The organism is Rhodococcus phenolicus (assembly GCF_001646785.1).
GTDB classification, from domain to species: Bacteria; Actinomycetota; Actinomycetes; order Mycobacteriales; family Mycobacteriaceae; genus Rhodococcus; species Rhodococcus phenolicus.
In genome coordinates this window covers 38,725-57,124 of the sequence record NZ_LRRH01000020.1, presented here as the reverse complement: position 1 = coordinate 57,124, position 18,400 = coordinate 38,725, and the positions used below count along the sequence as shown (strand labels likewise).

Sequence of the window (18,400 nt, the reverse complement as noted above, 5' to 3'; positions counted from 1 at the left end):
GAGTCCGGTGGACTCGGGCACCGCGCGCACGGCGACATCCGCACCCTACGCGATGAGCGTGCCCCGACCGACCCGCACCGGGAGGCCGGCCACGGCGCGGAACCCACGCCCGGCCATTGCGCCGCGCGCATTGCAGGACAAGCGTACTGTTAGACTTGCCGCGAGACGCCGCGACACCACCACCCCTCCCCGGGATCCCGGTTCGGTTTCGTGTGCCTCGCTTCGGCCGTCGACACAGCCCCGTCGGCGGCGAGCCTCATCGACGAGTGGAGCTGACGTGAGCACCAGTACTGATTCGTTCGGAGCCAAGGGAACGCTGGAGGTCGGAGAGAACTCGTACGAGATCTTCCGCCTCTCGGCCGTGCCCGGCACCGAGAAGCTGCCCTACGCATTGAAGGTTCTCGCCGAGAACCTGCTGCGCACCGAAGACGGTGCGAACATCACCGCCGACCACATCCGCGCCATCGCGAACTGGGATCCGTCGGCCGACCCGAGCGTCGAGATCCAGTTCACCCCGGCCCGTGTGATCATGCAGGACTTCACCGGTGTTCCCTGTGTGGTCGACCTGGCCACCATGCGTGAAGCCGTCACCACCCTCGGTGGCGACCCGAACAAGGTCAACCCGCTGTCGCCGGCCGACATGGTCATCGACCACTCCGTCATCCTCGACTTCTTCGGCACCGCCGACGCCCTCGAGCGCAACGTCGACCTCGAGTACGAGCGCAACGGTGAGCGGTACCAGTTCCTGCGCTGGGGCCAGGGCGCGTTCGACGACTTCAAGGTCGTCCCCCCGGGCATGGGCATCGTCCACCAGGTCAACATCGAGTACCTCGCGCCGACCGTCATGGTCCGCAACGGGCAGGCCTACCCCGACACCTGCGTCGGCACCGACTCGCACACCACGATGGTCAACGGCCTCGGTGTGCTCGGCTGGGGCGTCGGCGGCATCGAGGCGGAGGCCGCGATGCTCGGCCAGCCGGTCTCCATGCTGATCCCGCGCGTCGTCGGCTTCAAGCTCACCGGTGAGATCCAGCCCGGCGTGACCGCCACCGACGTCGTGCTCACCGTCACCGACATGCTCCGCAAGCACGGCGTGGTCGGCAAGTTCGTCGAGTTCTACGGCGCCGGTGTCGCCGAGGTGCCGCTGGCGAACCGCGCGACCCTGGGCAACATGAGCCCCGAGTTCGGCTCCACCGCCGCGATCTTCCCGATCGACGGCGAGACGATCAACTACCTGCGCCTGACCGGCCGCAGCGACGAGCAGCTCGCGCTCGTCGAGGCGTACGCCAAGGAACAGGGCATGTGGCACGACGCCGCCAACGAGCCCGCCTACTCCGAGTACCTGGAGCTGGACCTGAGCACGGTCGTGCCGTCCATCGCCGGCCCGAAGCGCCCGCAGGACCGCATCCTGCTGTCGGAGTCGAAGATCGCGTTCCGCAAGGACATCCACAACTACGTCGAGGAGCAGCTGCCGGTCGAGCACAGCAAGCTCGACGAGGCCGTCGAGGAGTCGTTCCCGGCGTCCGATCCGGCCGTTCTCTCGTTCGCCGACGACGGCGCCGTCGACGTGCAGTCGGCCGCCAACGGTGCCGAGGGCCGCCCGACCAAGCCGGTCAAGGTGAGCTCCGCCGAGCGCGGTGACTTCGTCATCGATCACGGTGCCGTCGTGGTCGCGGGTATCACCTCCTGCACCAACACCTCGAACCCGTCGGTCATGCTGGGCGCTGCCCTGCTGGCTCGCAACGCGGTCGAGAAGGGTCTGTCCACCAAGCCGTGGGTCAAGACCAACATGGCTCCGGGTTCGCAGGTCGTCAACGACTACTACGAGAAGGCCGGCCTGTGGCCGTACCTCGAGAAGCTCGGCTTCTACCTCGGCGGTTTCGGCTGCACCACCTGCATCGGTAACACCGGTCCGCTGCCGGAGGAGATCTCCAAGGCCGTCAACGACAACGACCTGTCGGTGACCGCGGTGCTCTCGGGCAACCGCAACTTCGAGGGTCGCATCTCCCCCGACGTCAAGATGAACTACCTGGCATCCCCGCCGCTGGTCATCGCGTACGCGCTCGCGGGCACGATGGACTTCGACTTCGAGCACGACGCGCTGGGCCAGGACCAGGACGGCAACGACGTGTTCCTGAAGGACATCTGGCCGTCCGCGCAGGAGATCGACGACACCATCAAGTCGGCGATCAGCCAGGACATGTTCCGCAAGTCCTACGCCGACGTGTTCAAGGGTGACAGCCGCTGGCAGAACCTCGACACCCCCGAGGGTGACACGTTCGCGTGGAACGAGGACTCCACCTACGTGCGCAAGGCGCCGTACTTCGACGGCATGCCGCTCGAGCCGCAGCCGGTCTCCGACATCAAGGGCGCCCGCGTGCTCGCGCTGCTCGGCGATTCGGTCACCACCGACCACATCAGCCCGGCCGGCCCGATCAAGCCCGGCACCCCGGCTGCGCAGTACCTGGATTCGCACGGCGTCGAGCGCAAGGACTACAACTCGCTCGGTTCGCGTCGCGGCAACCACGAGGTGATGGTCCGCGGCACGTTCGCGAACATCCGCCTGCAGAACCAGCTGCTGGACGGCGTCTCGGGTGGCTACACCCGCGACTTCACCCAGGACGGCGCTCCGCAGTCGTTCATCTACGACGCGTCGCAGAACTACCAGAACGCCGGCATCCCGCTGGTCGTCCTGGGCGGCAAGGAGTACGGCTCCGGTTCGTCGCGCGACTGGGCTGCCAAGGGCACCCGCCTGCTCGGCGTGAAGGCCGTCATCACCGAGTCGTTCGAGCGCATCCACCGCTCCAACCTCATCGGCATGGGGGTCATCCCGCTGCAGTTCCCGGCTGGTGAGTCGGCGAAGTCGCTGGGCCTGACCGGCACCGAGGTCTTCGACATCGAGGGCATCGAGAAGCTCAACGAGGGCGTCACCCCGGAGACGGTGAAGGTCACCGCGACCAAGGAGAACGGCGAGAAGGTCGTCTTCGACGCGGTCGTGCGCATCGACACCCCCGGCGAGGCGGACTACTACCGCAACGACGGCATCCTGCAGTACGTGCTGCGCAACATGATCCGCGGCTAGAGGCGGCTCCGCGGCTGTGTCGCCCTCGGCGACACAGCCGCCCCACCCACCTGTGCGCGTTTGCGGCCCGCGGGCGCTGCGCGCCGGTGAGCACTTTCGGCCCGGACGGGCGCAGAGCGCTCACGACCACGATTCGCCGGCGGCGATCATCGATTCGGCAGTGGTCGTGGGCGCTTTGCGCACCGGGTGACCTGTCCCGCGAAAGGCCGAAGTGCCACCCGCACACGACGAAGGAGGTGCCCGTGCCCAAGGTCAGTGAGGACCATCTCGCCGCGCGCCGGAGCCAGATTCTCGACGGCGCACGACGCTGCTTCGCCGAGCACGGCTACGAGGGCGCGACGGTCCGGCTTCTCGAGGACGCCACCGGATTGTCGCGCGGTGCGATCTTCCACCACTTCAAGGACAAGGACGGCCTGTTCCTGGCGCTCGCGCAGGAGGATGCCCGGCGAATGGCGGAGGTCGCCGCCGACCAGGGTCTCGTCCAGGTGATGCGGGACATGCTCGCCTCGCCGGAGCAGTTCGACTGGCTCGGCACGCGGCTCGAGATCACCCGCAGACTGCGTACCGATCCCGATTTCGCGCGGGCGTGGACCGCGCATTCGGCGCAACTGACCGAGGCGACGGAAGGCCGCCTCGCCCGGCAACGCGAAGCCGGCCGGCTGCGCGACGACGTGCCGACCGATGTCCTGCTCGGCTATCTGGATCTGGTTCTCGACGGTCTCGTCGCACGGATCGCGTCCGGGCACGCGGAGAAGGAGCTCACCCAGGTGCTGGACCTGGTCGAGGAATCGGTGCGGCGCCGCGACTGATCGGCGCCGGTGTCAGCTGGTGCTGCCCGAGGCGGCTGCGCGCCGGCGGTTGGGGCCGCCGCGCCCACGGAGCGCGACGTGGGATTCGACGAGCACGTTGTGCACGAACCCGTAGGACCGGCCCGTCTCCTGTGCGAGCGTGCGAATGCTCGCTCCGGCTTCGTAGCGCCGCTTGAGTTCCTGTTGGAGGCGGTCCCGGGATTCTCCGGTGACCCGCGTCCCCTTGCTGAACGTGGACTGCCCGTCTTCGGATCTGCGTGCCATCGGATCCCTCCCGTCGGCTCGACAAGGCTCCGCTTACCAGGCTAGTTCACGTCGACGAAACCCGAGGCGGATCGCTGCGCACCGCCCCCGTATGTTCGTGCCACACCCGTCACCGGTGTCACGCGAGCTGGATCAGTTCGAGGTACTCCTGCGACCAGTGGTCCTCGGTACCGTCGGGCAGCAGGATCACCCGTTCCGGGTTCAGGGCCTCGGCGGCACCCGGGTCGTGGGTGACGAGCACGACCGCGCCCTCGTAGCTGCGCAGTGCGTCGAGCACCTGTTCACGCGAGACCGGGTCGAGGTTGTTGGTGGGTTCGTCGAGCAGCAGCACGTTCGCCGCCGAGGACACCAGCCCGGCCAGCGCCAGACGGGTCTTCTCACCGCCGGACAGGGTGCCTGCCGGCTGGTCGAGCTGCGGCCCGGTGAACATGAACGCGCCCAGCAGGCCGCGCAGATCCTGTTCCCCCGCGTCCGGGGCGGCGTGCCGGATGTTCTCCCACACGCTCGCCTCGTCGTCGATGGTGTCGTGTTCCTGCGCGAAGTAGCCGATCTTCAGGCCGTGCCCGGGTACGAGTTCACCGAGGTCCGGCTTCTCGACGCCGGCGAGCAGCCGCAGCAGCGTGGTCTTGCCGGCACCGTTGAGGCCGAGGATCACGACGCGGCTGCCGCGGTCGATGGCCAGGTCGACTCCGGTGAAGATCTCGAGCGACCCGTAGACCTTGGTGAGTTCCTCGGCCATGAGCGGTGTCTTGCCGCACGCGGCGGGCGTCGGGAACCGGATCTTGGCGACCTTGTCGGCCACCCGCACGTCGTCGAGGTCGTTGAGGAGTTTCTCGGCGCGCTTGGCCATGTTCTGGGCGGCGGTCGCCTTGGTCGCCTTGGCACCGAGTTTCGCGGCCTGCTTCTGCAGCGCCGACGCCTTCTTCTCGGCGTTGGCGCGTTCCCGGCGGCGACGCTGCTCGTCGGTGGCGCGGGCGTCGAGGTACTTCTTCCAGCCCATGTTGTAGACGTCGGCCTCCCCGCGGACCGCGTCCAGGAACCACACCTTGTTGACGACGTCGGCGAGCAGGTCCACGTCGTGGCTGATGACGATGAGACCGCCGTCGTGGTTCTGCAGGAACCCGCGCAGCCACGTGATGGAATCCGCGTCGAGGTGGTTGGTGGGCTCGTCGAGCAGCAACGTGGTGTCGGACTTGCCGCCGGAGCCGTCGGAGGCGGCGAAGAGGATGCGCGCGAGCTCCACGCGGCGTCGCTGACCACCCGACAGGGTGTGCAGCGGCTGACCGAGGACCCGATCGGGCAGGCCCAGGCTGTGGCAGATGCTCGCGGCCTCGGATTCGGCGACGTACCCGCCGAGCGTCGAGAAGCGTTCCTCGAGCGAGCCGTACTTGCGGACGGCACGGTCGCGGATCTTCTCGTCGACGGCTTCGGCCATCAACGCCTGCTGCTTCTCCATGCTGCGCATGATCTCGTCGAGGCCCCGCGCCGAGAGCACCCGGTCCTTCGCGAGGACGTCGAGGTTGCCTTCCTTCGGGTCCTGCGGCAGATAGCCGAGATCACCCGAACGCACGACGGTGCCCGCGTAGGGTTCGCCCTCCCCCGCGAGGATGCGCAGGGTGGTGGTCTTGCCGGCCCCGTTGCGGCCGACCAGTCCGATCCGGTCACCCGCCTGCACCCGCAACGCCGGCCCCGGCGCGGAGAGCAGCGTCCGCACACCGGCGCGGACTTCCAGGTCGGTGGCGGTGATCACGCGTGGGACTCCTCAGGGGGACGAACGGGACTGGGTCATGATGCCGGACGAACGGGCACACGAACCATTCATTTTACCGTGGTGCAGGCACGCCCCCGAGGTGAGATGCGCTACGTTCCGGGCTATGACGAGTTCCCCCGAATCCCCCGCCGTGCGCAACTTCGACGGACGTGTCGCGCTGGTGACCGGCGCGAGCCGAGGTATCGGCAAGGCCATCGCCGCCGAGTTGCTCGCCCGCGGCGCACACGTCGCGATCACGGCCCGTAAACCCGGTCCGCTCGCGGAGGCGGCCGCCGAGTTGCGGGCGCTCGGTCATCGCGGCTCGGTTCTCGAACTGCCCGGCAACGCAGGCGACGCCGACGCGCGCGGCGAATCGGTGCGGCGCACGGTCGACGAGCTCGGGGGCCTGCACGTGCTGGTCAACAACACCGGCATCAACCCGGTGTTCGGTTCGCTGATGGACGCCGACCTCGATGCGGTCCGCAAGATCTTCGATGTCAACGTCGTCGCGGCCCTCGGGTACGTGCAGGAGGCGTACCGGGCGTGGATGGCCGAGCACGGCGGCGCGATCGTGAACGTGGCCAGCGTGGCCGGTCTCCGTTCGACCGGGGTGATCGCCGCGTACGGCGCGTCGAAGGCGGCGCTGATCCGGTTGACCGAGGAACTCGCCTGGCAACTCGGTCCGTCGATCCGTGTCAACGCGATCGCCCCGGGCATCGTGAAGACGAAGTTCGCGGCGGCACTCGTGGCGGCGGGAGAGGACGCGGCCGCGGCCGGATACCCGATGAAACGGCTCGGCACCCCCGAGGACGTGGCACAGCTGGTGGCGTTCCTCGTCTCGGACGCGGCGCAGTGGATCACCGGCGAGACCGTCCGGGTGGACGGCGGGCTCCTCGCGACCGGTTCCATGTGATCGCGTGACCGGTTCCTCCGGCTCCGGTGACCGGGGCCGCGCACGCGCGGACCTCGTGATCGCCGGGCTCGGCCCGGCCGGCCGGGCGCTGGCGTTCCGCGCGGCGACCGCGGGCCTCGAGGTGACGGCCGTCGACCCGCACCCGGATCGGGTGTGGACGGCGACGTACGCGGCGTGGGCGGACGAACTGCCCGGCTGGTTGCCCTCGGCCGCGGTCGCCGCGCGTGTCGATGCGCCGTGGGCGTGGGCGGTGCGGGCCCATCGCATTCCTCGTCCGTACCGGGTGCTGGACACCGCTGCGCTGCAGCGCGCCCTGTCCCTGGACCGCATCCGGGTCGTGCCGGCGCGGGCCGTCGCGGTCGGTCCCGACGAGGTCTTGCTGGCCGACGGCAGGCGCCTGGCCGGTCGCTGCGTGATGGACGCGCGTGGACTGCCCGCGACGCCCGGACGGGCGCAGCAGACCGCGTTCGGGCTGGTCGTGGATGCCGCCGCGGCGGCGGCGGCGCTCGACGGCCGCGACGCCTGGTTCATGGACTGGCGGCGCGACAACGGCACGCGCGAGGGAGATGTCCCGTCGTTCCTGTATGCGGTGCCGGTCGGTGCGGGACGGGTGCTGCTCGAGGAGACCTGCCTCGTGGGCCGTCCGGCGCTGGCCCTGCCGGAGTTGGAGCGGCGCCTGCGGGCGCGGCTCGCGGGCCGCGGGGTGCCCCTGTCCGGCACCGAACCGGCCGAGCATGTGCGTTTCGCCGTCGAGGGCGCCCGTCGGCACCGGGGCGGCCCGGCCGGATTCGGGGCCCGTGGGGGCCTGATGCACCCGGCGACCGGATACGCGGTGGCCACCGCGCTGTCGGCCACGGATCCCGTGGTGGCGGCCCTGCGGTCCGGACGTGCACCCGACCGGGTGCTGTGGACACCGGCGGCACGTACGGTCGCGACCTTGCGGGCGGCGGGACTCCGGGTGCTGCTGGGGCTCGGCACCGCGGATCCGGCCGAGTTCTTCGAGGCGTTCTTCGCGCTGCCGGTCGACCGGCAGCGCGCCTACCTGTCCGGACGCGCCGATCCGGCCGGTGTCGCGGCGGCGATGTGGTCGCTGTTCGGCTCGCTGTCCCCCGCGCTGCGCCGGACGATCGTGCGCTCACTGGTCTGAGCAGATCCGGCGAATTCGGGCGGTCGACTGCACAGGTGCGTGTCGTCCCGCATGATGGACCCATGCGGTCGATCTGGAAAGGTTCCCTCGCGTTCGGCCTGGTGAATGTGCCGGTGAAGGTGTACTCCGCGACGGAGAGCCACGACATCCGGTTCCATCAGGTGCACTCGAAGGACGGCGGGCGGATCAAGTACGACCGGGTGTGCACCGAGTGCGGCGAGTCGGTTCCGTTCGCGGAGATCGACAAGGCGTACGACTCGGACGACGGGACCCGGGTGGTGCTGACCGACGAGGACTTCGAGAAGTTGCCGGCGGCGGAGAAGCACGAGATCCCGGTGCTGCAGTTCGTGCCGACCGAGCAGATCGATCCGATCCTGTTCGAGAAGTCCTACTATCTGGAGCCGGATTCGTCGTCGCCGAAGGCCTACGCGCTGCTCGCGGCGACCCTCGAGCACAGTGATCGCACCGCGCTGGTGCATTTCACGTTGCGCCAGCGCACGCGGCTGGCGGCGCTGCGCAACCGCGACGGCATGCTGGTGCTGCAGACGCTGCTGTGGCCGGACGAGGTACGGGCCGCGGAATTCCCGGTGCTCGACGATGTGCAGGCGCCGTCCTCGAAGGAACTGGCGATGGCCGAGACGCTGGTCGAGTCCATGTCCGAGGATTTCGATCCGGACGAGTTCACCGACGAGTACCAGGTCGAGTTGCGCGCACTGATCGACGACGCGTTGGCCCGCGGCGGCGAGAAGGTCTTCCAGGCACCCGAGGCCGCGGCCGAGGGCGAGGACGCCGAGGTGCTCGATCTGGTCGCGGCGTTGCAGCGCAGCGTGGACGCGGCGGGCGGGAAGGGCGCGGACGGCGACGGCGAGTCGTCGCAACGGCGCGCCCCCGCGAAGAAGACATCCGGTCGCAAGACGCCGGCGAAGAAGGCCCCGGCGAAGAAGAGCGCCGCGAAATCGACGTCCGCCCGGAAGGCTCAGGCGGACAAACCCGCGGCGAAGAAGTCCGCCGCGCGCAAGCGCGCCTGAGCCGTCCCCGTCGGTGATCCCCGATCGGGACCCGGTCTAGCTGCGTGCGCCTTCCGTCGCGTCGGCGTCCGCCTGGGCGTCGCTGAGCTGCTCGAGCCCGGTTCGGGTGTTGAGCGCGACCTCCTTGATGAACACGATCGCGACGAACGCCAGAGCACCGAGGACCGCGGCGATGAGGAAGATCCGGGCGGTGGCGTCGCCGTACGCGCCGCGCACGACCTCCTCGATCTCCGGCGGCAGCTCGTTGAGGTTCGACAGGCCGGCCCCGCCGGATCCCTCCGGGACCGTGATACCCAGCGCCGCCAGGCCCTTCGCGGTCAGGTCGGCGATGTGGGTGGACAGCACGGCACCGAGCACGGACACGCCCGCGGCGCCGCCGAGCGAACGGAAGAACGTCACCGTGGAGCTGGCCGCACCGAGATTCTGCGGGGCGACCGAATTCTGCACGGCGAGCACCAGGTTCTGCATCGTCATGCCCATACCGAGGCCGAGCACGAACAGGTAGCCCGACATCAGCACGATGTTGGTGGTGTGGTCGATCGTCGCCAGCAGCCCGAACCCGACGGTCATCGCGATCGCACCGACGACGAGGTAGATCTTCCATCGGCCGAAGCGGGTGATGAGCGCGCCGGACAGGGCGCCGGAGACCGTCGAACCGAGCACCATCGGCACGGTCAGCAGACCGGCGGCGGTGGGGCTGTAACCGCGGGCGATCTGGAAGTACTGGCCGAGGAAGACGGCACCACCGAACAGGGCGACGCCGACGGCGATGCTCGCGAGGGTGGCCAGGGTCGTGGTGCGGTCCCGGAACAGGTTCAGCGGGATGATCGGATCCTTCGCGCGGGATTCGACGAACACCGCCGCGGCCAGCAGCACGACGCCGAGCGCGACCAGCCCGTAGGACGTTCCGGAGCCCCACGCGAAGTTCTTGCCGGCGAGGGTCACCCAGATCAGCAGCACGCTCACGCCCGCCGCGATGAGGGTGGCGCCGAGGTAGTCGATGGTCACTTCCTTGCGCACGGTCGGCAGGTTCAAGGTGCGCTGGATGACCACGAATGCGAGGACGGCGAGGGGCACGCCGATGAAGAACGTCCAGCGCCAGCCGAGCCAGCTCGTGTCGACGATGACCCCGCCGATCAGCGGGCCGGCCACGGTCGCGACGGCCATCACCGCAGCGATGGGCCCCTGGTAGCGGCCTCGCTCGCGGGGGCTGAACATCGACGCGACGACGATGACGACGAGTGCCTGCAGGCCACCGAGGCCGAGGCCCTGGATCACGCGGCAGCCGATGAGCATCCCGACGGATTGGGACAGGCCGGCGAGCACCGATCCGGCGGTGAACAGGACCAGCGCCAGCTGCACCAGCAGTTTCTTGCTGACCAGGTCGGAGAACTTGCCCCAGATCGGGGTGGTCGCGGTGGAGGCGAGCAGGGTCGCGGTCACGACCCACGTGTACTGGTCCTGGGTCCCGTGCAGATCGATGATGATCGTCGGCAGCGCGTTGGACACGATCGTCGACGACAGGAACGCCACGAACATGCCCAGCAGCAGCCCGACCAGGGCGTTGATGCGCTGGCGGTGGGTCATGCCCGTCTGTGTGTCGTCCGGCGGCGTGGCCTCGGTCCCGGGTGCCGGTGGCACGGATGCGGTCATGGTCGCTCCTCGTCGGATCTGATGGCGAAGTCTGGGGACGGCCGCGGGGCCGGACCGTCAGAGCCGGGCGTCGCGGAATCCGTCGACGGCGGCGGCGAGTCGTTCGAGCCGGTCGACGAGGTCGCGGCCCTCCTCGTCGGTCCAGTCCGGTACGACCTCCTGCAGTAGCCGCACGAACCGCGATCGGTACTCGTGCAGGGCTTCGGCACCCGTATCGGTGAGAGTCAGACACGAGGCGCGGCGGTCGTCGGGATCGGCGCCCCGACGGGCGTAGCCCAGCGATTCGGCATAGGCGGCCTGGCGGCTCAGTGTCGATGCCGTGATCCCCAGCCGGTCGGCGAGATCGCCGAGCCTGCAGCCTTCCCCGGATCCCAGGTTGGCGAGCAGCGCGACCAGCCAGGTTGGCATGACGTCGGGATCCGCGGCACGGGCCCGCGCATTGAGGCTGCGACTGCGCCGTATCAGTGCGCGCAGCGCCGCGATCAGTTCTTCTGCGGTGTCCGGAGCCAGCATCCCATCCCCAATTGGTTGAACCTTGCAACCATAGGAAACTTGGTTGTCCAATGCAACTAAAGGGGCGGTGACGCAGGTCACCGCCCCTTCCGGCCGTCGATGCGGAACCGGGTCAGTCGAGAATGCCCCCGAGGCGGTGCATCAGCTCCGCCAACTGCCGGACGTCGGCGGTGTCCCACATCGCGAGGCGCTCACGCCACCGTCGGAACGTCTCCGCCCGCTGGTCCTCCAGGCGGCAGCGCCCGTCGGAAGTCAACGCGACCAGCCGCGCCCGCGCGTCGTGCGGGTCCGGGATGCGTTCGACCAGGCCGAGTCGCTCGACACTGTCGATACGGCGGGTCAGCGTCGACTTCTCGATGCCCAGCTCCGCGATCAGATCGGACATCGCCACCGCCTCGGCGCCGCGCAACAACACGAGCAGCGGGTAGCACATCGGATCCAGTTTCGGGTCCACCGCGCGAGCGCTCTCGGCCATGTAGGCCCGACCGCGCCGCCACATCGCGAACACTTCCTGTTCGAGCGCTGCGGCGGCGTCGCCCGGCGCCTCGCCGGTCGAATCCGGCAGGCCGTCCCGGGAAGGAACCACGGTCTCGGTCACACGGTGAAACCGAGGGCGCGCAACTGCTCACGCCCGTCGTCGGTGATCTTGTCCGGACCCCACGGCGGCATCCACACCCAGTTGATGCGCAATTCCTCGCACAGCCCGCTGCGCACCAGGGCGTTGCGGGACTGGTCCTCGATCACGTCGGTGAGCGGGCACGCCGCCGAGGTGAGGGTCATGTCGATGGTGACCGCCTCGTCGTCCTCGCTGATGCCGTAGACCAGGCCCAGGTCGACGACGTTGATGCCCAGTTCGGGGTCCACGACGTCGCGCATCGCTTCCTCGAGTTCGTCGAGGCGCTGCGGATCCATCGGTGCCGCATCGGCGGCGGCCGTGGGCGCCTCCGCCGCCGAGGTGTCGGTGGTCGCGGCTTCCGCCTCGGGAGTGCCGGTCTCGGTAGCCGGTTCGGTCATCGGTTCTGTCCTCCGCTCGAAACGGGTGCGTCGTCGGCGATCTGCACCACGGCATCCTTGAACGCCATCCAGCCCAGCAGCGCGCACTTCACGCGCGCCGGGTACTTCGACACGCCGGCGAAGGCGATGCCGTCGCCGATCACGTCCTCGTCACCTTCGACGGTGCCACGGCTGCTGACCATCTCGGCAAAGCTGTCGACCGTCGCGAGTGCCTGTTCGACCGGCAGGCCGATGACCTGATCGGTCAGCACCGACGTCGCGGCCTGGCTGATGGAGCAGCCCTGACCGTCGTAGGAGACGTCGCCGACGACGCCGTCGTCGGTCACGTGCACCCGCAGGGTCACCTCGTCACCACAGGTCGGGTTCACGTGGTGCACCTCGGCACCGAACGGCTCCCGCAGCCCCCGGTGGTGCGGGTGCTTGTAATGGTCCAGGATCACTTCCTGGTACATCTGTTCCATCCGCATGTCAGGACGCCCCGTCGATCGTGTTGCCGTCGTCCCGGGGATGGTCCAGCGGCGGATGTGTTCCGAAGAATTCCTGGGCGCGCCGGATCGCCGCGGCCAGTGCACGCACCTCGTCGGTGGTGTTGTAGACCGCGAACGACGCCCGCGCGGTCGCGGCGACACCGAAACGCCGGTGCAGCGGCCACGCGCAGTGGTGCCCGACACGGATCGCGACGCCCTCGTCGTCGAGGATCTGCCCCAGATCGTGGGCGTGGATGCCCTCGACCACGAACGACACCGCTCCCCCGCGATTCTCGGTGGTGGCCGGGCCGATGATCCGCACCCCGTCCATGCCGCCGAGCAGCTCGAGCGCCAGCGCGGTCAGTTCGTGTTCGTGCGCGGCGACCGCGTCCATCCCGATCTCGTTCAGGTACTGCACGGCCGCGCCGAGCCCGACGACCTGCGAAGTCATCGGCACACCGGCCTCGAACCGCTGCGGCGGTGCCGCGTACGTGCTGGCCTCCATCGTCACGGTCTCGATCATCGAGCCGCCGGTGACGAACGGCGGCATCGCCGCGAGCAGGGCCTGCTTGCCGTACAGGACACCGACCCCGGAGGGACCGAGCATCTTGTGGCCCGAGAACGCGGCGAAGTCGACGTCCAGGGCGTGGAAGTCCACCGGCATGTGCGGCACCGACTGGCACGCGTCCAGCACGACCAGCGCGCCGACCGCACGGGCGCGGCGCACCAGTTCCTCGACCGGCGCGACCGCACCCGTCACGTTCGACTGGTGGGTGAACGCGACGACCTTGACCGAATCGGTCAGTTCCAGCGAATCCAGGTCGATGCGGCCGTCGTCGGTGACGCCGTACCAGCGCAGCGTGGCGCCGGTGCGGCGAGCGAGCTCCTGCCAGGGCACGAGGTTCGCGTGATGCTCCAGCTCGGTGACGACGATGTCGTCCCCGGGCCCTACACGATGTTCGAAACGGTCGTCGCCGAGCACGTAGGTGACCAGGTTCAACGACTCGGTGGCGTTCTTCGTGAACACCAGCTCGTCGCTGTGCGCGCCGACGAACTCGGCGATCGCGGCACGAGCACCCTCGTACGCATCGGTGGCTTCCTCGGCGAGCTGATGCGCGCCGCGGTGCACTGCCGCGTTGCAGGTGGTGAGGAACTCGCGCTCGGCGTCGAGCACCTGGACCGGCCGCTGTGAGGTCGCGCCCGAATCGAGGTACACCAACGGCTTTCCGTCACGCACCGTACGGGCCAGGATCGGGAAGTCCTTCCGGATCCTGGTGACATCGAGATCCCTCACCGGGATGGTCATGTGTCTAAGCTCCTGCCGCCGCGGCCTGGGTGAAGCGGACGTAGCCGTTGGCCTCGAGCTCGTCGGCGAGCTCCGGGCCACCGGACTCGACGACCCGGCCCCCGACGAACACGTGCACGAACTGCGGCTTGATGTAGCGCAGGATGCGGGTGTAGTGGGTGATGAGGAGAACGCCGCCGTGCTCGCGTTCCTGGAAGCGGTTGACGCCCTCGGACACCACGCGCAACGCGTCGACGTCGAGACCGGAGTCGGTCTCGTCGAGGATCGCGATCTGCGGCTTGAGCAGGCCCAGCTGCAGGATCTCGTGGCGCTTCTTCTCGCCGCCGGAGAAGCCCTCGTTGACGCTGCGCTCACCGAACGCCGGATCGATGTCCAGCTCGGTCATCGCTCCCTTGACCTCCTTGACCCAGGTGCGGAGCTTCGGGGCCTCGCCGCGGACGGCGGTGGCGGCGGTGCGCAGGAAGTTCGACATCGACACACCGGGCACCTCGACCGGGTACTGCATGGCCAGGAACAGACCGGCGCGGGCCCGCTCGTCGACGCTCATCTCCAGCACGTTCTCACCGTTGAGGGTGATGCTGCCGGAGGTCACCTCGTACTTGGGGTGACCCGCGATCGCGTACGACAGGGTCGACTTGCCGGAGCCGTTCGGGCCCATGATCGCGTGCGTCTCGCCGGAGCGGACCGTCAGGTTCACGCCCTTGAGGATGTTGATCGGCTCGGCGTTCTCGTCCGTCTGGGCGACGCGAACGTGCAGGTCCTTGATCTCGAGGACGTTCTGAGGGGTGGACATCGGTGAATCGGTTCCTTACGAAGTGTGTGGGTGGTCGGCACTCAGGCGCCGACGGCGGCGAGTTCGGCTTCGACGGCTGCCTCAAGTCGTTCCCGGACCTCGGGGACGGTGATCTTCTCGATCAGTTCGTGGAAGAAGCCACGGACCACGAGCCGGCGTGCCTGGTCCTCGGGGATACCGCGGGCGCGCAGGTAGAACAGCTGCTCGTCGTCGAAGCGGCCGGTCGCGGACGCGTGACCCGCACCGACGATCTCGCCGGTCTCGATCTCGAGGTTCGGCACCGAGTCGGCGCGGGCACCGTCGGTGAGCACGAGGTTGCGGTTGAGTTCGAAGGTGTCGGTGCCTTCGGCCTCGGCGCGAATGAGCACGTCGCCGATCCACACGGTGTGGGCGTCGGGCTTACCGGAGTCGAGGTCGCCCTGCAGCGCGCCCTTGTACACGACGTTGGACTTGCAGTGCGGCTGCGAATGGTCGACGAGCAGACGCTGCTCGAGGTGCTGACCGGCGTCGGCGAAGTACAGGCCGAGCAGCTCGGCGTCGCCGCCGGGTGCGTCGTACTTGACCGTCGGCGAGATCCGCACGAGGTCGCCGCCGAGACCGACGGTGAAGTGCCGCAGCACCGCGTCGCGGTGCAGCCGCGCGTGGTGCGCGGCGACGTGCACGGCGTCGTCGGCCCAGTCCTGCACGGCCACGACGTTCAGGTGTGCGCTGTCACCGACGACGAACTCGACGTTCTCCGCGTAAGTGCCGCTCCCCCGCTGATCCAGGATGACGGTGACCTTCGCGAACGGCTCGAGGCGCAGCTGCAGATGCCCGTAGGCGACCTCGCCTTCGCCGGGACCGGTGAGGGCGATCGTGACCGGATCGGCAACCTCGACCTCACGGCCGACGGTGACGACCGTCGCCGTCTCGAACGACGAGTACGCCTGCGCGGCGATGCGGTCGAACGGGACGCCGCCCTGACCGAGTCGCTCGTCGTCCCGGCCGACGGTCTCGACCTGCACGCCCGCGGTGTCGGAGACCTCGACGGTGGCCGTGCCCGAGGCGACGGCGGAGCCGTCGTGCAGCCCGCGAAGGCGGCGCAGCGGGGTGAAGCGCCACGCCTCGTCGCGCCCGCCGGGGATCTCGAAGGCGTTCACGTCGAACGACGTGAAGAGTTCGCCCTTATTCGTTGCAGGCACCGCCTGCGCGTTCGTTGCAGGCACCGCCTGCGCGTTCTCGGCGCGCACGGCGTCCTGCACCCCGGTGGGGGTGTGAGCGGTATTCGCAGCCATTTAGCCGACTGCCCCTTCCATCTGCAATTCGATCAGTCGGTTCAGTTCGAGGGCGTACTCCATGGGGAGTTCCTTCGCGATCGGCTCGACGAAGCCGCGCACGACCATCGCCATCGCCTCGTCCTCGGTCAGGCCGCGGCTCATCAGGTAGAACAGCTGGTCGTCGCTGACCTTCGAGACGGTCGCCTCGTGCCCCATGGTGACGTCGTCCTCGCGGATGTCGACGTACGGGTAGGTGTCCGAGCGGCTGATCTGGTCGACGAGCAGCGCATCGCACTTGACCGTCGACTTCGAGCCGTGAGCGCCCTTGTTGACCTGCACCAGACCGCGGTAGGAGGCCCGCCCGCCGCCGCGAGCGACCGACTTGGAGACGATCGTCGAGGAGGTGTGCGGTGCCAGGTGCAGCATCTTCGCGCCGGTGTCCTGGTGCTGGCCCTCACCGGCGAAGGCGATGGACAGGACCTCGCCGCGAGCGTGCTCGCCCATCATCCACACCGCCGGGTACTTCATCGTCACCTTGGAACCGATGTTGCCGTCGATCCATTCCATGGATCCGCCGGCCTCGACCTTGGTGCGCTTGGTGACCAGGTTGTAGACGTTGTTCGACCAGTTCTGGATGGTCGTGTAGCGGCAGTGTCCGCCCTTCTTGACGATGATCTCGACGACCGCCGAGTGCAGCGAGTCCGACTTGTAGATCGGCGCGGTGCAACCCTCGACGTAGTGCACGGACGCACCCTCGTCGACGATGATCAGGGTCCGCTCGAACTGGCCCATGTTCTCGGTGTTGATCCGGAAGTAGGCCTGCAGCGGGATGTCGACGTGCACGCCCGGCGGCACGTAGATGAACGAACCACCCGACCACACGGCGGTGTTCAGCGCGGAGAACTTGTTGTCGCCGGCCGGGATGACCGTGCCGAAGTACTCCTTGAAGATCTCGGGGTGCTCGCGCAGGCCCGAGTCGGTGTCGAGGAAGATCACGCCCTGCGACTCGAGGTCCTCGCGGATCTGGTGGTAGACCACCTCGGACTCGTACTGGGCGGCGACACCGGCGACGAGACGCTGTTTCTCCGCTTCCGGGATACCCAGCTTGTCGTAGGTGTTCTTGATGTCCTCGGGCAGTTCCTCCCAGGACGTGGCCTGCTTCTCCGTCGAGCGGACGAAGTACTTGATGTTCTCGAAGTCGATGCCCTCGAGATTCGAACCCCACCCCGGCATCGGCTTCTTGTCGAACGTGCGCAGCGCCTTGAGGCGGATGTCGAGCATCCACTCGGGCTCGTTCTTCTTGGCGGAGATGTCGCGCACGACCTCCTCGGACAGGCCGCGCTGCGCCGCTGAGCCGGCCGCATCCGGGTCCGACCAGCCGTAGTCGTAATGGCCGAGGGACGCGATGGTCTCCTCCTGCGTCAGCGGCGCACCTGCGCCGGACGCCTGGTCCGATGTGAGGGTCATGCGAGCTCCTTCCGGAGTCTTGTTTCGTGTGGGCGCCGACTGGAGTGCCGACGGACCGGTCTGCCGATGGTTGCCGTTCCCGGCAGTCAGGGGTCGCTGTCGGGTCGGGCCTCGGCGGCCTGATCCGGAAGCAGCGGCACATGAGTGGTGCAGAAACTGTCGCCGTTGGCGATGGTCGCCAGCCGTTGGACGTGCGTGCCGAGGATCTCCACGAACGCCTCCTGTTCCGCCTCGCACAGCTCCGGGAACTGTTCGGCGACGTGCGAGACCGGACAGTGGTGCTGGCAGACCTGCATGCCGGTCCCGACACGACGGGTGGAGGCGGCGAATCCGGCCGCGGTGAACGCCTCGGTGATGTCCTCGATGGTCGCCTCGACCTCGTCCGGTCCGGCGGCGGGTTCGACACCGGCAAGGATCGACCGGACCCGGCGGCGCGCGAAATCCTCGATCGCGGCGTCACCACCGAGTTCGCGCAGATGCCGCATCGCGGCGCCCGCGAGATCGTCGTAGGTGTGTCCGAGCCGGGCCCGGCCGACCGCGGTGAGCTGGAATCGGCGTGCCGGACGTCCGCGGCCCCGGCCCTGCCGGCGTGGGGGTGCGGCGGCCTGCGCCTCGCCGGTGTCGATGAGTGCGTCGAGATGCCGGCGCACGCCGGCGGCGCTCAGTCCGAGTCGCTTTCCGATCTCCGGTGCGGTGATCGGGCCCTGCTCGAGGAGCAACTGGACGACCGCCGCGCGGGTCTGGCCTTCGTGCTGTGGCGACGAATCACGCGCCGCGCGCGTAGCGGCGAGCGCTGCGTCGGGCACGTGGCCTGCGCTTTTCTCGTCCGCTGCGTGTTCGGTCGCTGATTTCACAACACCAGTGTGACGGAATTCGGATACACGGTCCACCAAGGGTGCCCTTCCCCACAGCCCGGGCCGGAGCGGGAATAGGCCCAC

17 protein-coding genes are annotated in these 18,400 nt (G+C 68.8%); 5 read left to right on the top strand and 12 right to left on the bottom strand.

Features of this window, described 5'->3' with window-relative positions; genetic code table 11:
• Positions 1 to 277 precede the first annotated feature (277 nt).
• Both acnA and A8G15_RS07105 read left to right on the top strand, forming a co-directional pair.
• Positions 278 to 3,082 carry an aconitate hydratase AcnA gene (gene acnA, locus A8G15_RS07110; RefSeq protein ID WP_068157186.1) on the top strand — a complete coding sequence of 935 codons (2,805 nt, stop codon included), beginning with the start codon at positions 278 to 280 and terminating at the stop codon, positions 3,080 to 3,082.
• A gap of 242 nt (positions 3,083 to 3,324) precedes the next feature.
• Positions 3,325 to 3,891: a TetR/AcrR family transcriptional regulator gene (locus A8G15_RS07105; protein WP_068157366.1), complete on the top strand. Its 567-nt coding sequence runs from the start codon at positions 3,325 to 3,327 to the stop codon at positions 3,889 to 3,891.
• 12 nt (positions 3,892 to 3,903) lie between these two features.
• On the opposite strand, the gene A8G15_RS31415 is transcribed toward A8G15_RS07105, so the two are convergent.
• The gene (locus tag A8G15_RS31415; RefSeq protein WP_068157183.1) at positions 3,904 to 4,155 is read right to left on the bottom strand and encodes a helix-turn-helix domain-containing protein; all 252 of its coding nucleotides are present in this window, start codon (positions 4,153 to 4,155) and stop codon (positions 3,904 to 3,906) included.
• 118 nt (positions 4,156 to 4,273) lie between these two features.
• Positions 4,274 to 5,905 carry an ABC-F family ATP-binding cassette domain-containing protein gene (locus A8G15_RS07095; protein WP_068157179.1) on the bottom strand — a complete coding sequence of 544 codons (1,632 nt, stop codon included), beginning with the start codon at positions 5,903 to 5,905 and terminating at the stop codon, positions 4,274 to 4,276.
• Between the two features lie 124 nt (positions 5,906 to 6,029).
• Between A8G15_RS07095 and A8G15_RS07090 the strand changes: the two genes are divergently transcribed.
• The 3 genes from A8G15_RS07090 to ku all read left to right on the top strand — a co-directional run bounded on the left by A8G15_RS07090 (position 6,030) and on the right by ku (position 8,993).
• A complete protein-coding gene (locus A8G15_RS07090; RefSeq protein ID WP_068157176.1) occupies positions 6,030 to 6,818 on the top strand; it encodes an SDR family oxidoreductase in 789 nt (262 codons plus the stop codon).
• Between the two features lie 4 nt (positions 6,819 to 6,822).
• Entirely contained in the window at positions 6,823 to 7,965 is a 1,143-nt protein-coding gene (locus A8G15_RS07085) for a lycopene cyclase family protein (RefSeq protein ID WP_068157172.1), read from the top strand.
• A 62-nt stretch (positions 7,966 to 8,027) separates the two neighbouring features.
• Positions 8,028 to 8,993 carry a non-homologous end joining protein Ku gene (ku, locus tag A8G15_RS07080; RefSeq protein ID WP_068157169.1) on the top strand — a complete coding sequence of 322 codons (966 nt, stop codon included), beginning with the start codon at positions 8,028 to 8,030 and terminating at the stop codon, positions 8,991 to 8,993.
• A gap of 36 nt (positions 8,994 to 9,029) precedes the next feature.
• Here ku and A8G15_RS07075 read toward each other — a convergent pair whose 3' ends face one another.
• The 10 genes from A8G15_RS07075 to A8G15_RS07030 all read right to left on the bottom strand — a co-directional run bounded on the left by A8G15_RS07075 (position 9,030) and on the right by A8G15_RS07030 (position 18,316).
• A complete protein-coding gene (locus A8G15_RS07075) occupies positions 9,030 to 10,580 on the bottom strand; it encodes an MFS transporter (protein WP_156665289.1) in 1,551 nt (516 codons plus the stop codon).
• 123 nt (positions 10,581 to 10,703) lie between these two features.
• Entirely contained in the window at positions 10,704 to 11,159 is a 456-nt protein-coding gene (locus A8G15_RS07070) for a MarR family winged helix-turn-helix transcriptional regulator (RefSeq protein ID WP_068157164.1), read from the bottom strand.
• Positions 11,160 to 11,271: 112 nt separating this feature from the next.
• Positions 11,272 to 11,658, bottom strand: coding sequence for a MarR family winged helix-turn-helix transcriptional regulator (locus A8G15_RS07065; protein ID WP_068157363.1), 387 nt, complete (start codon positions 11,656 to 11,658; stop codon positions 11,272 to 11,274).
• A gap of 95 nt (positions 11,659 to 11,753) precedes the next feature.
• A complete protein-coding gene (locus tag A8G15_RS07060) occupies positions 11,754 to 12,173 on the bottom strand; it encodes a metal-sulfur cluster assembly factor (RefSeq protein WP_068157160.1) in 420 nt (139 codons plus the stop codon).
• Complete coding sequence (gene sufU / locus A8G15_RS07055) at positions 12,170 to 12,640, bottom strand: Fe-S cluster assembly sulfur transfer protein SufU (RefSeq protein WP_068157155.1); 471 nt, start codon at positions 12,638 to 12,640, stop codon at positions 12,170 to 12,172. The genes A8G15_RS07060 and sufU overlap by 4 nt, the downstream gene beginning before the upstream one ends.
• Position 12,641: 1 nt before the next feature.
• On the bottom strand, positions 12,642 to 13,946 hold the full coding sequence (locus A8G15_RS07050; RefSeq protein ID WP_068157153.1) for a cysteine desulfurase: 1,305 nt from the start codon (positions 13,944 to 13,946) through the stop codon (positions 12,642 to 12,644).
• A gap of 4 nt (positions 13,947 to 13,950) precedes the next feature.
• Positions 13,951 to 14,739, bottom strand: coding sequence for a Fe-S cluster assembly ATPase SufC (gene sufC, locus A8G15_RS07045; RefSeq protein WP_068157149.1), 789 nt, complete (start codon positions 14,737 to 14,739; stop codon positions 13,951 to 13,953).
• Between the two features lie 41 nt (positions 14,740 to 14,780).
• Entirely contained in the window at positions 14,781 to 16,013 is a 1,233-nt protein-coding gene (gene sufD, locus A8G15_RS07040; protein WP_068157147.1) for a Fe-S cluster assembly protein SufD, read from the bottom strand.
• On the bottom strand, positions 16,014 to 17,462 hold the full coding sequence (gene sufB / locus A8G15_RS07035; protein ID WP_068157144.1) for a Fe-S cluster assembly protein SufB: 1,449 nt from the start codon (positions 17,460 to 17,462) through the stop codon (positions 16,014 to 16,016).
• A gap of 86 nt (positions 17,463 to 17,548) precedes the next feature.
• Positions 17,549 to 18,316: a helix-turn-helix transcriptional regulator gene (locus A8G15_RS07030; RefSeq protein WP_425415073.1), complete on the bottom strand. Its 768-nt coding sequence runs from the start codon at positions 18,314 to 18,316 to the stop codon at positions 17,549 to 17,551.
• Between the last annotated feature and the right edge of the window lie 84 nt (positions 18,317 to 18,400).

Bases quoted from the DNA above. Each gene is read 5' to 3' on its own strand.
- A8G15_RS31415 (WP_068157183.1), bottom strand. From the start codon at position 4,155: ATGGCACGCAGATCCGAAGACGGGCAGTCCACGTTCAGCAAGGGGACG.
- A8G15_RS07090 (WP_068157176.1), top strand. From the start codon at position 6,030: ATGACGAGTTCCCCCGAATCCCCCGCCGTGCGCAACTTCGACGGACGT.
- ku (WP_068157169.1), top strand. From the start codon at position 8,028: ATGCGGTCGATCTGGAAAGGTTCCCTCGCGTTCGGCCTGGTGAATGTG.
- A8G15_RS07075 (WP_156665289.1), bottom strand. From the start codon at position 10,580: ATGACCCACCGCCAGCGCATCAACGCCCTGGTCGGGCTGCTGCTGGGC.
- A8G15_RS07070 (WP_068157164.1), bottom strand. From the start codon at position 11,159: ATGCTGGCTCCGGACACCGCAGAAGAACTGATCGCGGCGCTGCGCGCA.
- A8G15_RS07065 (WP_068157363.1), bottom strand. From the start codon at position 11,658: ATGTGGCGGCGCGGTCGGGCCTACATGGCCGAGAGCGCTCGCGCGGTG.
- A8G15_RS07060 (WP_068157160.1), bottom strand. From the start codon at position 12,173: ATGACCGAACCGGCTACCGAGACCGGCACTCCCGAGGCGGAAGCCGCG.
- sufU (WP_068157155.1), bottom strand. From the start codon at position 12,640: ATGCGGATGGAACAGATGTACCAGGAAGTGATCCTGGACCATTACAAG.
- A8G15_RS07050 (WP_068157153.1), bottom strand. From the start codon at position 13,946: ATGACCATCCCGGTGAGGGATCTCGATGTCACCAGGATCCGGAAGGAC.
- sufC (WP_068157149.1), bottom strand. From the start codon at position 14,739: ATGTCCACCCCTCAGAACGTCCTCGAGATCAAGGACCTGCACGTTCGC.
- sufD (WP_068157147.1), bottom strand. From the start codon at position 16,013: ATGGCTGCGAATACCGCTCACACCCCCACCGGGGTGCAGGACGCCGTG.
- sufB (WP_068157144.1), bottom strand. From the start codon at position 17,462: ATGACCCTCACATCGGACCAGGCGTCCGGCGCAGGTGCGCCGCTGACG.